Consider the following 15,674-nt stretch of genomic DNA (forward strand, 5'->3'; position numbering starts at 1 on the left):
GGCTTTTACTCTCGAAAAGTTAATAGCGGCTAGAGCGTCTTGAGGTACTCCCCCAGCTCTTCCTCCCAGTCGGGCATGTTGAACCCGACCGACTCGAGCCTGGAAAGGTCGAGCGCGGAGTGGACCGGGCGCGGGGCGACGGGACCGGCGGCGCTCGCGTAGTAGTCGGCGGTCGATACCGGCAAGACCTTGTCCCCGTTGCCGTTGGCGGCCTCAAAGACGGCACGGGCGATGTCGGCCCAGCTCTTCACGGCGCCGGAGCCGGTGCAATCGTAGGTGCCGTAGGGGGCCTTCGCGTCCAGCACATGGAAGATGGCCTGCGCCATGTCGCGCGTGAAGGTCAGGCGTCCCAGCTGGTCGTCCACGACGGTGACCTGCGCGAGCCCGTCCTCCGGGTCGGCGACGCGGTCGGACAGCCCCTTCATGGTCTTGACGAAGTTGTGGCCCTCGCCGATGACCCAGGAGCTGCGCATGATGTAGTGGCGCGGGCACCCCGCCACGGCGATGTCGCCGGCGGCCTTGGTCTGGCCGTAGACGGACAGCGGGCTGAGGGGCTCCTCCTCGTCATGCACCTCCGCGGTGCCGTCGAAGACGTAGTCGGAGGAGACGTGGACCAGGGTGATGCCGTGCCCGGCGCAGGTGCGTGCGAGAAGCGCCGGCCCGGTCGCGTTGGCCTTCCAGGCGGTCACGCGGCCCTCGGGGGTCTCCGCTTTATCCACGGCCGTGTAGGCGCCGCAGTTGATCACGGTGCCGTAGAGCGACCAGTCGTACTTGGAGTAGGCGTCCGGGTCTGACATGTCGAAGGTGTCGATGTCGCAGAAGTCGAAGTCCTTGGCCACGCCGCGCTCCTCCGCCAGCGCGCGGACCGCATGGCCCAGCTGGCCGTTGCAGCCGGTGACGAGGGTGCGCCTGGGAGCCATGGGGACGACGTCCTTCAGCATCGGGTGGTTGAGGTCGGCCTCGGAGACGGTGGCCTCGGCCAGCGGGATCGGCCACTCGATGGCGAGCTCGGGGTCGGCGAGGTTCACGAAGGTGTAGGTCCTCTTCAACTCGAGGGACCAGTGGGCGTCGACCAGGTAGGTGTAGGCGGTGCCGTCCTCCAGGGCCTGGAAGGAGTTGCCCACGCCGCGCGGGACGTAGATGGCCTTGGACGGGTCGAGCGTGCAGGTGTAGACCTTGCCGAAGGTCTCGCTGCCCTCGCGCAGGTCCACCCAGGCGCCGAAGACCGAGCCGCGGGCCACGGAGATGAACTTGTCCCAGGGCTCCGCGTGGATGCCGCGGGTGACGCCGCGGCTGTCGTTATAGGAGATGTTGTTCTGGACGACCCTGAGATCGGGAATGCCCAGGGCGGTCATCTTGGCGCGCTGCCAGTTCTCCTTGAACCAGCCGCGCGAGTCGCCGTGGACGGCCAGGTCGACGACCTTGAGGCCCTCGATGCCGGTCTCGGCGACGGAGAGGTCCTTCTCGAATGCGATATCTGCCATGTGGAAAAAGCTCCTATCGAAGAGGTTGGATAACCGGGGGTGCCCGCGCGGGGACGCAGGATCATCCCCATGCCCTGCGGCCCCGCGCGGGCGCCCCGCGGTGCGCTTCGCCGGGGTGTGGCCTACTGGCCCTGTGCGCGGTAACGGGCCTCGGTGGCCTCCTTGGCCGGGCGCCACCAGGACTCGTTCTCGACGTACCAGTCGATCGTCTGCTTGAGCCCCTCCGCGAAGTCGGTGTGCGCCGGCCTCCAGCCCAGCTCGCGCTGGAGCTTGGTCGAGTCGATGGCGTAGCGGCGGTCGTGGCCGGGGCGGTCGGCGACCCAGTCGAAGTCCTCGGGGTCGCGGCCCATGGCCTCCAGGATCATGCGGAGCACGGTGATGTTGTTCTTCTCGCCATTTGCGCCGATGAGGTAGGTCTCCCCCATGCGGCCCTTCGTGAGGATGTCCCAGACGGCCGAGGAGTGGTCCTCGGTGTGGATCCAGTCGCGGACGTTCTCGCCCTTCCCGTAGAGCTTGGGGCGCACGCCGTCGATGATGTTCGTGATTTGCCTGGGGATGAACTTCTCCACGTGCTGGTAGGGGCCGTAGTTGTTGGAGCAGTTGGAGATCGTGGTGCGAAGCCCGTAGGTGCGGGTCCATGCGCGCACGAGCATGTCGGAGCTGGCCTTGGTCGAGCTGTACGGCGAGGACGGGTGGTAAGGCGTCTCCTCGGTGAACTTCGCCGGGTCGTCGAGAGCCAGGTCGCCGTAGACCTCGTCGGTGGAGACGTGGTGGTAGCGGACGCCGTGCTTGCGGACGGCCTCCAGCAGGCGGAAGGTTCCCTCGACGTTGGTGCGCAGGAACGGCTCGGGGTCGGCGATGGAGTTGTCGTTGTGGCTCTCGGCGGCGTAGTGCACGATGGCGTCGTGGCCCGGGACGATCCTATCGAGCAGCTCCGCGTCGCAGATGTCGCCCACGACGAGCTCAACGCGGTCCGCTGGCAGCCCGGCGATGTTCTCGGGGTTGCCGGCGTAGGTCAGCTTGTCCAGGACGGTGACGTGCACCCCGGGGTGGTTGTTGACCACGTAGTGCACGAAGTTGCTGCCGATGAAGCCGCAGCCGCCCGTGACGATGATGTTCTTGGGTTCGAAGATCTCAGACATGAAAATCCAATCTGAAGCATGTACAGCTTCTTTAGTATGCCGCAGGAAGTGACGACGCGACACTATTCAACAAAACTATCGGACATTTCGGCATGCGATAAGAGCCATAACCTTCGCAGAATTACCTCCCGTACAAAACGCCTCCGGAATGCAGTCTTTGTCGTAGTGAAAAACCGAATCCCCAGTTATTTCACGTAAGTACTTATAGAAGAAATCCTCCCAGCTTTTAAACTTCTCACTGTTTACAAAGGCTTCTGGGGTTTCCAAAACCGTCTTAACATCTAGCCCTGAAATTACGCCGGAGCTCAGCAGAAGCCATTCGAACGACTCGGGAAGACAAACCGTAACAGTATCGCGGTGAATGTCTTGCAGCTTAAGGACGCGGTCCGCATAGCACCCAAATGCCGCTCCGTCCGCAACAACAAACACGCGATCGTCGAGATGCTGATCCAACCAGCGCAAAATCGCGCTGTTCGTCATGGCCGAAGTACAGGTAAGCTCACTGTCAGCGAAATGCCGTTCAAAGAACTGGAAACCAGACTTACTGTCCTCGCATAGAAGGATAGAAAAGTCCTGTTTTGGCGCCGACCGGGAAATAGCATAACGATGATTCCCGCGATCTTGATAAACAGGGACGAAAGAATGGTATTTTCCGCTCGTCTTAATCTTGTAAATCTCATCCACACTATACGGAAGATTGGGGAAATCAGCCCTTGAGATCAGCACGAAATAATTCGAGGAATACAGCACATGATGGGCAAACTCATCAGAATGGATCTCTTTTAAGCCCTCATCGACAAATACAATCGAGTCATGAACGGACGAAAGCTGGTTTCGCCAATCATAATCGGTCAAGGCGACACAGGGACAATCACATTGCAAGGAAACACCCGACTGCTCGCCCGTTCGCATGTAGTCTGCGACCATGTCAAACAGTGTCGTCTTACCCGTGCCGCTATCGCCACGCACAATAGTGATGTTCCGCTTGATGGTAAATGTGTACTTAGTTCCCCTGCGGCGGGAAATCTTAACGAGATGCGAACCGTTCATAAGCAGTACCTACAGATACGGAATCGACTCGTGAATCAATTCGGCCATGTTGTGAACGATTCGGCCGCTATTCACGACTTTAATTTTAAAATCCTCGCGACCAAAGTCCATCACATGATAGAGATTCACAACGAGTTTGCGGTCTTTCGCCATGTCGAGAATCCACTTGGCACAGTTGTCACCACAGGTAGAGGCGTTAAAAATATGCTTACGATCAAATCTCATAAGCAGCAGCGTTTTCACGCCGCCAGAAAGCTGGAGTGGGGAGATGGATCCAAGCACAGGGCTTTCGATAACGTTTTCGGAGACAACTTCCGATCGATCGACATCTTTAATTATCGAGACTGCATAGGGATCCGTAATCCAAGAAGACCGGTAAGAGTTTTTGAAATATGTCGCTGTGTTGTAAATCGCTTCCGGCATATCGCCAAAGTAGACGCTTAACACATCCACTCCCAATCATATTGTCTTTATGGTCAACGTAATCATAACGAAAGGGGCCACCAGATAAACGGTGACCCCTAAAAGAAAACAAGCTGGCGCTAGTACTCGCGCGGGCTGTTGACGATCTCGCCGGCGGCGACCTTCTTCAGGTGCTGGCCGTAGACCGACTTGCCGTAGGCCTCGGCGGCCTCCTTGAGCCCCTCGGTGGTGATCCAGCCGTTCTCCCAGGCGATCTCCTCGGGCACGGACACGGGCAGGTCCTGGGAGTGCTCCACGGCGCGGACGAACTCCGCGGCCTCGTGTAGGCTCTCCATGGTGCCGGTGTCGAGCCACGCGTAGCCGCGGCCCAGGGTCACGACGGACAGCGTTCCCTCCTCCAGGTACATCTGGTTGAGCGTGGTGATCTCGAGCTCGCCGCGCGCGGAGGGCCTCACCTCGTGGGCCTTGGCTGCCACGTCGCCCGGGTAGAAGTACAGGCCGGTGACGGCGTAGGAGCTCTTGGGGCACTCGGGCTTCTCCTCGATGGAGACGGCACGGCCCTCGCCGTCGAACTCGACGACGCCGAAGCGCTCGGGGTCGTCGACGTGGTAGCCGAAGACCGTGGCCCTCCCCGACTCAGCGTTATGGACGGCGCGCGTCAGATGACGGCTGAGGCCGTTGCCGTAGAAGATGTTGTCGCCCAGCACCAGCGCGCACGGCTCGCCGTCGATGAACTCCTCGCCGATGGTGAATGCCTGCGCCAGGCCGTCGGGGCTCGGCTGCTCGGCGTAGGACAGGTTCACGCCGTAGCGCGAGCCGTCCCCGAGCAGGCGCTCGAAGTTGGGCAGGTCCGTCGGCGTGGAGATGACCAGGATGTCCCGGATGCCCGCAAGCATGAGGGTGGACAGCGGGTAGTAGATCATGGGCTTGTCGTAGACCGGCAGCAGCTGCTTGGAGGTCACGAGCGTGAGCGGGTACAGGCGCGTGCCGGACCCGCCGGCGAGGATGATGCCTTTCATAAAAATCCTCTCGATTGACAATCGTTGAGCAAAAGCCGCTGATTACAGATGCATAGTTAATTAAATTATACGCACCGGCAGCAACCTCCCCGTCTTCTTATTTAAATCGGACAGCAGAAACACGCAACTCTTTCTGCATTTCTAGCGAGGCAACAAATGAAAAAGTACAATGAGCAGTGTCCAACAAACGAAAGGCAAACAATGCGAGTCGAAACAACCGGAGTATGCAGAGGAAACTGGAAAATCTACCAGCAGCTTAAGATTGAAGGCATCCATAAAGGCTCCAGCGTAACAGCCCAGGCGGCTACAGACGATAACCGCTGCTTGCCTTTATCCCTCCTAAAATTCCGGGACAATAGCTGTGATTCGAACTCATATGTCCTTGTAATCCCCGATCCCGATGCTCGCGCCATCAAAATTGAGTTTAGCGAAATCGGCCAAGACGGTCGCACCCTGAGCAGCGACTCCCTTTCGCTAAATTGCAAGAACATCAAATGGGAGTCGCGCCTTAACTACAAAATTAAACCTGACATGTGCAGCAAACTCCGAAACTACGATGACGTTTCAGAGTTTGACATGGCAACGATTGATTTTTGGCAGTGCATCGAAGATTCAAGCGACTATATCCTTAGGTGCACGGTGAGAACTCCTTATCGTAGCGACTCCCAAATCAAACTTCGCTGCCTCGATCGAGCCCTCAATGAAGTTAATTTGAGCATCGTCAATTTCGGTTCGAATGTAACAAGCGTTGGATTTACGTCCGAGAAAAAGCAACTTGAAACGCAGCTCTCAATTCGCATGCCAAAGGCGTTCGATCGTTACTACTTTATTATTGACGATCAAAATCACCCATCATTCAGTGCATTTGACTGCTTAACGCCCGATAAATTAGGCTTGCTTCTTGAGGAGACCAACTTCCTCTTTACCCATGCGCAGTTCGATCCTGAATACCCCGAATGGTTCACGGAGCATAAGGCAACCATCGGCGCTCTGGAAAAGCAGAGAAAAATTGTCTTCAACAGCGCCCCGAAGTTCAGTATCATTGTCCCTCTTTACAACACGCCCATTCCGTTTTTTAACGATATGGCCGAATCCGTAAAAAACCAGTCTTATGCAAACTGGGAGCTCATCCTAGTTAATGCAAGTCCTGACAATCAGGAATTAAAGGCTCGCGTTGAGCAGGAGACAGCCCACGACAACAGAATTAAATCAATTAACCTTACCGAGAATAAGGGTATTTCCGAAAACACAAACGCTGGCACAGCCGTCGCTTTGGGTAATTTCGTCTGTTTCTTTGACCATGACGACATTCTTGAACCGGACTTGCTGTTCTCATATGCCGAGGCAATTGAAAACAATAGTGGCATCGATCTTCTTTATTGTGATGAAGATAAACTCATGCCCGACGGAAAACTGGCACAGCCGTTCTTTAAGCCGGATTTCAATATCGATCTGCTCAGAAACAATAACTATATCTGCCATATGCTTACCATCCGTAAGTCTCTGCTTGACACTCTAGAACCGAACACGAAAGAGTTCGATGGAGCACAGGATCATAATCTGACTCTCCGCGCCGTGGAAAAGGCAAGGAAAGTTCATCATGTTGCAAAGGTTCTATATCACTGGCGCCTAAGCGAGACCTCCACCGCAGCAAATGCCGATAGCAAGCCGTATGCCACTATCGCAGGTATCAAAGCGGTCCAGAGTCATTTGGACAGGCTTGGGCTCAATGCGAAGGTCGAACAAGCGCGTCGTCCCTTTACATATAAAGTAACCTACGCTGTGCCAGATTCCCATCCACTCGTGTCGATTATCATTCCGACTAAAGACCACACCGACATTCTGGACAACTGTATTAAGTCAATTGTTGAGAAATCAACGTACGACAATTACGAGCTTGTCATAATCGAAAACAACAGCACAGAAAAGGCGACGTTCGATTATTACGATAAGTTGCAAGCAAAATATCCCGACATCGTTCGTCTTGTAACTTGGGAACACGAATTCAATTTCTCCAAGCTCATGAACTTTGGCGTTGCTCACGCCAAGGGCGACTATCTCTTGCTGTTGAATAACGATACTGAGGTAATTACGCCCAATTGGATTGAGATAATGCTTGGCATCTGCGCACGTGAGGATGTTGGCGCAGTTGGCGCAAAACTCTACTATCCCGACAACACCATTCAGCACGCGGGCCTATGCGTCACTGGTGGCGTGGCAGGACATCTTTGCCAAAGCATGCCAAAGGATAACTGGGGCTACTTTGCACTCAACGATGCGCAACAAGACTTCAGCGCCGTCACTGCAGCTTGCATAATGACCAAGCGTAGCGAATATGAGAAAGTCGGAGGTTTCACGGAAGAGCTTCAAGTTGCATTTAATGATGTTGACTTTTGCTTAAAGCTTCGCGAGATCAATGACCTGATCGTATACACACCCGAAGTCGAGCTCTATCACTACGAGTCGATTTCTAGAGGCGTTGAAAACAATACGGAGAAGCAGATTCGCTTCCACAAAGAGGTCGCGTACATGAATTATCGCTGGGCTAAGCATTACGTCGAAGGCGATCCCTATATGAATCCAAACTTTACCGTTGGGGAACCTGCGAATCGTTATTATCATTTATAAGAAGTTGACGTTTCTTCTCTTATACAATCACGGCAAATTAGCGTGTGTCTAAGCTAGATAGGGGAATCGAGGATTAACCCTCGATTCCCCTATTGTGATAAGTTGTCCTCTACCCGACAGTCAGAAAGCATCTTATTCTAATGGCGTATTTAAAACCCAGCCCCACTGAGGCGTAGCGGTAGTGTGGTAGTAGTTCAGCCACCAGGCCAGTGACGTCGTCCTAATGTAGCCGATGTTATCCATAACCATACCGTTACCGACGTAAATAGCAATGTGTCCCCAGCGAGCCCCCGCATTAGTATGCGTATGAGTAGGGACCGCAACTATCATTCCAACCTTAAGCTGCGATATATCTCGGCTATGACACCAATTCCAAAACATGTCGCATGCGTCACCGTTGGGATAAGACCCCAGCACGGGATAAAAAACCTCGCTAACCCACTCCGAGCACAATCCCACTCCAGGAGAAGGAACGTTGTAGCAGCGACTAACAATTTGAGACTGAAAGGAAGTACGGGCAGAACGCTCGGGCTCTACCCAAGCACCAGCAGCATTAAAGAAATACTCGCCATTCTCGATACTGTTCCAGCCAGTTGCCATTTGACCTGACGACATAAGGTAATACCATAGCCCGTCATCATCGCGGAACCAGCCTGTATTCATAACGCCAGATTCGTTATCGAGGTGATACCACTTCCCGCCAATTAATTGCCAACCGCGCTGTAGCACCCCGTCTGGATCCGTGTAAAACCACGTCTGAGCAGCGGAGGACCAATACCAGCCTACCATGGGCTTTCCTTCGGCGTCGTTGAGCTTAATTGCGCCCACGTTGTCCTTGACACCCTTTAACGCAATTGCACCACTGCTGCACGCATAATATGCGTTTCCATCTTGCGAGAAGACCCAGGCGTTGCACTCTAATGCGCCGCCACTATCCGAATCCAAATAGTACCAATTACCATTTATAGACTGAAATCCTTCGAGCATGGCGCCATTATTATTGGAATCAAGCAAATACCAGCTAGAATCAAAGTAATACCATCCTGTGCGAATCGCTCCAGAGCCATTGGCGCAATACCATGTCCCATCGTCAACAAACCAACCAGTGTTCATGGATCCAGATTGAGAAAAATGATACAAACTGCCGTTTACAAGTTTAAAGCCCGTAGCCATTGATCCGGAAGGCTCAAGCCAATACCAAGTATTGCCAAGGAGCAGCCAGCCAGTATGCATAGCACCCGAACCGTCCAAATAGTACCAGTTATGATTGTCTAAAACCCAACCGGTCTTCATTGAACCTGATGTTTCGTCAAGGAAGAACCAATGACCGCCGATGGCAGCCCATCCCTTCAAATGCGCACAGGATTCAGAGAATAAGTGCCATCCATCACTCAGGTATCTCCAGCCAGTAGCTGCGTAGCCTTCGGAATCAAAATAATATTCGGCTCCCCCAATAATCAGAAAACAGTTTGACGGCCAACCACCGGCCTCATATCTCCACCACCATTTACCGTTTTCGCAGACCCAAGAACCAGGAAGGGCGATTTTGTTATCAGAAGAGCGAACAATCTGGAACGACAACCGGGTGGTAGCGCCAGCGTAGTCCCCTAGCCCATTTACAGCTATATCAGCACAACCAGGTGCAACATTATTCGCATAAAAGACTTCATAATCGGTCCCACATGTAAGCTTTAAACCGCTATCAGCAAAAACCGACACACTCGGAGTAATCGCATCACCAGTGTATTCATATGTCGACAAATCGATAGACGCTGTGAAGTTAACCGAATCAGAAGGTAACCGATCACCATCCGATGGCCCAACTGGGCCCTGTACCGATTGATCTGTAGAATCATCAGCGCCTAGAACCGCACAATCTTCGGGTAATGAAAAAGCAATCGTGGGGCATAAAAGAGGCGTGAAACAAATTGATGCAAGGCAGACCACACCGATAAAACTCAAATAACAATTTCTCATCATTACACTTTTCCCATTAAATCAATTTAGCCTTTGATAGACCAGGCCTGCTCAACCCCGAGACGAAGTCCCCCAACTACAAGAAATTACCAAAGCAACTGCACGCGAGATGAATCTACAAACAGGAGGCGACGCTAATAAAGCGAATAAGATATAGGCAGTTCATAGCACAGACGCCAAGAGTAACAACGGAAATGGAAGAAGAGTTGAACCTAAATAATCGAGTTCTTAGTCCAAACAACAAAGCTGGTAAAGCCGGAAGAAAATAGCGCCCCTGAACACCCTGTATTACATTTTCATAGTTGAAAGTCCATGCCAACCACATCGATGCAATGGAACCGAGTGCAGCCAAAAGGAAAGCAAAAATGAAAAGAAAGGATACTGGAGCAGCAAGAAACGAAGGCTCATCACTAGAGTCAAGGCAGCAAATAAACCCGAAAAACAAATAAGGAATCATATAGAATGCAGGGAAACGCAAGTTCTCTTGAAGCCATCCAAGAGAATAGCCCAAGGTCGTTTCCCAATAGAAATCACCTAGGGAGTCGAAAGTTCTACATAAAACAAGGAAACTATTCTTTGGATGCAGCAGAATATCGCCGAGCGAATATAACTGCCCCGCTTCGTGGCCCCGAGAGGAATCTGAAGGCTGAGAAACCAAGCTGCTCATCGACGCCAAACGTAAGGCCAATACAGAAACAACAACGCAAAAGATCAACAAGAACTTGCTAAAACGCCCGGTCTTCTCATCAAGGAACTGAGAAAGAGGGACGAACAATCCAAGTAAAATCAACCCTGAATAGATAACCTTGCACGGAGCCAAAAGAACCGAAATGATTAAATAAATAATGATTTCTCTATTGCCTATCGACCGCTGTTCGCCAAAATAACCGCGCATCAAACATGCGAATAACAAAAGTGAATAAGCAATGATTCCAGAATCATAGGAATATGAGGCGGCCAAATGAAGCGTCATGGGCAACAATGAAACGAATACAATGACCGATTTGCCTTTAGGTGCAATTCGATAGGCTTGGAAAGCGCAGAAGCAAAAAAAGAGAGCCGAACCAATTCGACCCATATAGAACGCGGGGTAAGCTCCAAGCCCAAAGAACAACCCTATCTGCAAGCCAATAATAGAGCCTAGTTTTGCAGTAACATTCTCGCTGCCGACACTAAAAGAAAATTCACTAAAAGGAATCAGCTGTCCATTTCCAAATAGTGAAAAACCATCAATAGCAGAATCAAATGAAGCTGAATTAATTGCATCGCCCGGTTGGCGGCTATTGTACAGCGCGTAATCAATATCTCGCACCAGAAAAGCACCGTCTTTAGTCACATGAGCATTAAATGGAAGGCTATCAACCAACCAATAAGTCGAAAAATAATGATGACCCTCATCGGGCGCGGTGAACGGAGGGAAAATTAAGCAAAAAATGATTAAGAATGATATAAGCAGTGCCAAGAATACCCACTCATTTTTAAGGCAATCCTTTTCACTGGCAAATACGCTGCCGAGTGCGAGAATTATAATTAACGAAATCGCAATTGTAAGCAGAACAAGCAATCTGGGATTATTTAAGTACCAGAATACTGAATAGACTGCAAATAAACCGGCAAAAGCAAGAAAAGCAGGTTTACATCTTACAAAACTCATCATGCTGGAATCCTTAAATTTCAAAACTCACATGAGCGCAACTAAATGTAATGGTCGTTAGTATATCAACAAGCTAATTAATATCTCAGAGGCTAAGTCGATAATATCAGTGCAAGCATAGCGCCGTAGAATCCGACTTCAAAGACTAATAGCCGAATTCAGTCATGCACGATGCGCTCGTCAATTGACTCAGAGGAAACGTTCAACACAGAAACGTTAAAGAGTGTTGCTATTCATGCTGACTGAATATAGTCGATGAATTACTTTCGCAACCTTTTTAGGCCAAAATTTTTCAAGCATAGCAAGGTCTTCGGAGCTCCGTGTATTATCTTGGATCAAGGAAGTCGTCTCAGATTCTTCGTGAATTCGATGATGCATGAGAATCTCGGGAGAATAAACAAAAGAACCATCAAGTCGCGAAAATCTCTCCCACGCTTCCCAGTCCAAGTCACACTTCATCTCACCCGAAAACAAAGGTGTCTCGAGATTAGGCATAACATACGTGACCGAAGGGCAACAAATCGCAGATCCAAACCGCAAAGCCCGACGCTTATCTTTGACTATAGATGAATTACCGACTCGAGCGAATTTTCTTAGGAGCATTCTTTTCACTTTAAGGATCGAGATGTCATCGGCATACTCCCCATTACGAATCTCCCCATAATTAGAAAAAAAGATCAAGGGATGTTTGGAGGCGTTCACAGAGCGAAGCATTTCAATAGAATAATTAGGTGAATACAGGTCATCTTGATGAGCAATGGTGACCAATGGAGTTTGCGCATGGGAAATTGCACAATTCCAGTCATGACCAATCCCTGGCATCCCATTGTTAATAAATACAGGCAAGTTATAGCTAGAAGCAATCTGCTCAATATGCTTATTCGGAGTAGAAGTAGAGATAAGAATCCTACTGGCTTGTTTCTGGTTCATTAAAGACGATATACAGTCGCTCAAATACGGTGATTGGCCATAGGCGCAAACTACGAATGTATGATCATTACACGTAAACATAGAACTATTTATCCCTCAGAATGCTCTCAATATCCTTTTCAAGCAATGCAACTCGTTGAGTTAAGTTCTTAATCGCATTAGCCTGTTTGCTGGCAATTAAACTAAGCGAAAGCATAATTAAGATTACAAAGACAAACCCCAAAACAAATATAAAGTTCGAAGGAGTTGCAAAACCCATCGCCGACGATAAGAAGCAAAGAGGCTGTGGAAACAATGCAGACAAGAGCAGCACCAGCACCAACGCCAGCCACAGAAGAGAGTATTTAAGTTGAAGCCTACCGCTCACGATAAGTCTAACTACGTATGCAACGAGTAAAATGCATGCAGCTGCAACGGAAACTCGAAGAGTTAGTGGCACTTTAACACCTCGTTTTTGAACAGGCAGAAATAATAATTGCAAGAGTAACCTTAATCATATAATAGGCACTCGAAAAGCCCGAAATTGATGAAGCGCCTCCCTGACGCTCTTTCATGACAACGGGAACCTCAGACACAGACATGCCCTGAGTAAGCACTGAAACAATCGAATCAGGCTCGGGGTAATCAACCGGATAGTTCTTGCAGAAATAATCGATGGCCTTCGGCCCACAGGCTCTAAACCCAGATGTTGGGTCAGCTATGTACTTCCCCGTACATATTTTAATCACCTTGGTAAGCCACGTAATGCCCACTCGACGCATAAAAGTAGATTGAAATCCGCCGGTCCGTTCGAGAAACCTAGAGCCGATCACCAAGTCATAGCCAGCGTCAATCTGTTCAACCATTTGAGAAATATAAGATGGGTCATGCTGCCCATCGCCATCGACCTGGACATCAATGTCGTACCCATATTTTTTTGCGTACTTATGACCGGCTTGAACAGCTCCACCGATACCAAGATTCTGAGGAAGATCAAGTACATTGAGGTGGTTGACGCGACAAACCTCAAGCGTGTTATCGGTTGAACCATCATTGACCACGACATAATCATATCCTGCATCGATTACAGCTTCAACTGATGCCCGAATAGATTCTGCCTCATTATATGCAGGTACAATAACTAGTACCCTATTGGGATTATTCATGAACCACCTTTCAATGATAGCCCGGTGTCCTTAGCTAAAACTAAAAATAGCACCAACAAGATGAGCTACACATTAGGCAGATAACCAACACCAGAGGCAACACAGTATCCACAACGGTTTTCAGAACCATATAAACAGTAGTACCATTATTATTCAATTCATCAGAGATGCTTAGGACAATAATGCAAAAAGGGTTAACGTCAGCTCCATTATCAACCATAGCCGTCGGGCATGAGAATAATCTAGCGCTTATCCGACTCATCTGTGCTTTTGGAGTCATTGTGAGTCATTCCTATGCCTTGATTGGGGGCATCAATCATAGCGAGAAGGATTTATTAAGTACCATAACGTCGGATAGCTTAGGCTACGGCGCATTCGCTGTTGGAGTTTTCTTTTTATTTGGTGGCTACCTCATTGCAGGAAGTGCCGAAAGAAGCAAGACTTTTACGTCATTTATAAAGAAGCGTATTTTGCGAATCATTCCTGAGCTTACTTTCCTAGTTCTGATGCTTGCATTTGTGATTGGACCGTTGGCTTCTTCCCTGCCACCCGCACAGTATTTCACAAACCCATCCTTACCAGTTTTTTTATTAAATATCGCATTAATTCCCGTACACTGTCTTCCTGGACTATTTAATTCCAACCCTTATCCCAATGTTGTTGACGGATCTCTATGGACCCTTCCAGTGGAATTCTCTTGCTATTTGCTTGTGTTCTTATCCTTTAAATTAACCCACTTTGATAGAAACAAATACCTCAAACTGAGTGCGCCGATTGCATTACTTGTCTTAATCTATTTCATTATTTTATATCCGTATCAGATTAGCGTGGTTAGACCGGTGCTTTTGTACTGGATAGGCACGACCGCTTATGTTTTTAAGGATTCCATTCACATACCGAAACCGCTCGCGTTGGGCTCATTTTTCGTCTTTTGCATTTCGCTGCCAATAGGATGGTCTGATGCGACAATGCTAGCCTGTTTCCCAATCTTTATGGCATGGCTCGCTTTTTCAGTGAAAGCATCAAAAGCCTCCCTACTGCTAAACAAACTCGAATTGTCTTATGGCGTATATCTCTGGGGCTGGCCAGTAGGGCAATTAGCAGTGCTCTTACATCCAAACATCAGCGTTGAAGTTCTTGCATTAACTACAATAATCTTTTCATTAATCATGGGATTCATGGGACAAATACTGGCGAGCAACCTTGTTAATACAATTCAAAGAAAGCAAGCCAACTAATCGCCCGTTTGAATGCCAGTCAATCAACACTGGAAGAGGACAGATGAAAGCCATTGCCGATGCTGAAAAACAGCGACTTATAAAGCAAATCATTCGCGAAGGTTTGCTGCCCAACATCGCCCTTTCCCTCATAGCAACGGGACTGAGCGATAAAGGATTGGAGATCGCCCAGCTAACCCTCTACAACCGAATGATTCATAAATTTCGGAGACAAATTTCGCCTAACATTGAACAAGTTAAAGCAAACGTGGAGAAACGTTTTGCAATGTCTACCGTTAAACAGTCAGATACGATATGGGTTTTGTGGTTCCAAGGAATTGAAAATGCGCCTGAAGTCGTAAAAAAATGTTACGAATCTCTATTGAAATATTGCCCCCAGAAAAAGATTGTTCTCTTATCTGAAGAAAATCTAAATAATTACATTTCATTGCCAAAATACGTAGAAGATAAATATCAACAGGGCATTATCTCAAGGACGCACTATTCGGATATTGTTCGCACAAATCTCCTTACAACCCATGGCGGAACGTGGATTGATTCGACCGTATTACTTACTGCACAACCAGATTCATTTTATTTTGATTCAGACCTCTTTTTGTTTCAGACACTGTCGCCGGGAAGCAGCGGGCAAGCAATTCCTTTTTCAAGCTGGTTTATTACGGCACAAAAACCCAACCGTATTCTTTTAATGACAGAGGAGCTTCTCTATCAATACTGGAAAAACAATAACCGACTCATGGACTACTTCACTTATCACTATTTTTTGAAAATCGCATCCGAATACTACCCTGACGAGTATTCATTGATTCCACCGGTATCCAACGAGACACCGCAATTGCTCCTTAATAGGCTTGAAACTCCTTATTCGAAACCGCAATGGGAGTTCATTAAATCCCAATCCCCTATCCATAAGGTGACTTATAAAAACACTTCGCAAAATAAAGGCACCTATTATCAAGCCATTTTTAAGAACTAAACAGTGCC

General features: G+C 49.5%; 13 protein-coding genes. 3 read left to right on the forward strand and 10 right to left on the reverse strand.

The features are described from left to right. Positions 1-29: 29 nt before the first annotated feature. The 5 genes from CSV91_RS03710 to rfbA all read right to left on the reverse strand — a co-directional run bounded on the left by CSV91_RS03710 (position 30) and on the right by rfbA (position 5,118). The gene (locus CSV91_RS03710; protein ID WP_099431845.1) at positions 30-1,484 is read right to left on the reverse strand and encodes a sugar nucleotide-binding protein; all 1,455 of its coding nucleotides are present in this window, start codon (positions 1,482-1,484) and stop codon (positions 30-32) included. Between the two features lie 122 nt (positions 1,485-1,606). Continuing rightward, the gene (gene rfbB / locus CSV91_RS03715; RefSeq protein WP_099431846.1) at positions 1,607-2,626 is read right to left on the reverse strand and encodes a dTDP-glucose 4,6-dehydratase; all 1,020 of its coding nucleotides are present in this window, start codon (positions 2,624-2,626) and stop codon (positions 1,607-1,609) included. A 75-nt stretch (positions 2,627-2,701) separates the two neighbouring features. Continuing rightward, positions 2,702-3,676 (reverse strand): hypothetical protein, encoded by a 975-nt coding sequence (locus tag CSV91_RS03720; protein ID WP_099431847.1) that lies wholly within the window; start codon positions 3,674-3,676, stop codon positions 2,702-2,704. Positions 3,677-3,685: 9 nt separating this feature from the next. Then, a complete protein-coding gene (locus CSV91_RS03725; protein ID WP_099432785.1) occupies positions 3,686-4,123 on the reverse strand; it encodes a DUF4869 domain-containing protein in 438 nt (145 codons plus the stop codon). 95 nt (positions 4,124-4,218) lie between these two features. Then, the gene (gene rfbA / locus CSV91_RS03730) at positions 4,219-5,118 is read right to left on the reverse strand and encodes a glucose-1-phosphate thymidylyltransferase RfbA (protein WP_099431848.1); all 900 of its coding nucleotides are present in this window, start codon (positions 5,116-5,118) and stop codon (positions 4,219-4,221) included. A gap of 156 nt (positions 5,119-5,274) precedes the next feature. On the opposite strand from rfbA, the gene CSV91_RS03735 reads away from it, so the two are divergent. Continuing rightward, positions 5,275-7,746: a glycosyltransferase family 2 protein gene (locus CSV91_RS03735; protein ID WP_099431849.1), complete on the forward strand. Its 2,472-nt coding sequence runs from the start codon at positions 5,275-5,277 to the stop codon at positions 7,744-7,746. 132 nt (positions 7,747-7,878) lie between these two features. Here the strand turns inward: CSV91_RS03735 and CSV91_RS03740 are convergent, their stop codons facing one another. From CSV91_RS03740 to CSV91_RS03760, 5 genes are all read right to left on the reverse strand, one after another. Next, entirely contained in the window at positions 7,879-9,708 is a 1,830-nt protein-coding gene (locus CSV91_RS03740) for a hypothetical protein (RefSeq protein ID WP_172622443.1), read from the reverse strand. A gap of 130 nt (positions 9,709-9,838) precedes the next feature. Next, complete coding sequence (locus CSV91_RS03745) at positions 9,839-11,380, reverse strand: DUF2142 domain-containing protein (protein WP_099431851.1); 1,542 nt, start codon at positions 11,378-11,380, stop codon at positions 9,839-9,841. A gap of 213 nt (positions 11,381-11,593) precedes the next feature. Continuing rightward, complete coding sequence (locus tag CSV91_RS03750) at positions 11,594-12,388, reverse strand: glycosyltransferase family 2 protein (RefSeq protein ID WP_099431852.1); 795 nt, start codon at positions 12,386-12,388, stop codon at positions 11,594-11,596. Between the two features lie 4 nt (positions 12,389-12,392). Next, positions 12,393-12,746: a DUF2304 domain-containing protein gene (locus CSV91_RS03755; protein ID WP_099431853.1), complete on the reverse strand. Its 354-nt coding sequence runs from the start codon at positions 12,744-12,746 to the stop codon at positions 12,393-12,395. 1 nt (position 12,747) lies between these two features. Continuing rightward, complete coding sequence (locus tag CSV91_RS03760; RefSeq protein ID WP_099431854.1) at positions 12,748-13,452, reverse strand: glycosyltransferase family 2 protein; 705 nt, start codon at positions 13,450-13,452, stop codon at positions 12,748-12,750. A gap of 182 nt (positions 13,453-13,634) precedes the next feature. Here CSV91_RS03760 and CSV91_RS03765 point away from each other — a divergent pair, with 182 nt between their 5' ends. After that, positions 13,635-14,690 carry an acyltransferase family protein gene (locus CSV91_RS03765; RefSeq protein ID WP_172622444.1) on the forward strand — a complete coding sequence of 352 codons (1,056 nt, stop codon included), beginning with the start codon at positions 13,635-13,637 and terminating at the stop codon, positions 14,688-14,690. Positions 14,691-14,733: 43 nt separating this feature from the next. After that, positions 14,734-15,666, forward strand: a complete 933-nt coding sequence (locus CSV91_RS03770; RefSeq protein ID WP_099431856.1) for a capsular polysaccharide synthesis protein — start codon at positions 14,734-14,736, stop codon at positions 15,664-15,666. Positions 15,667-15,674 lie beyond the last annotated feature (8 nt).

The organism is Collinsella aerofaciens (assembly GCF_002736145.1).
Classification (GTDB): Bacteria; Actinomycetota; Coriobacteriia; order Coriobacteriales; family Coriobacteriaceae; genus Collinsella; species Collinsella aerofaciens_A.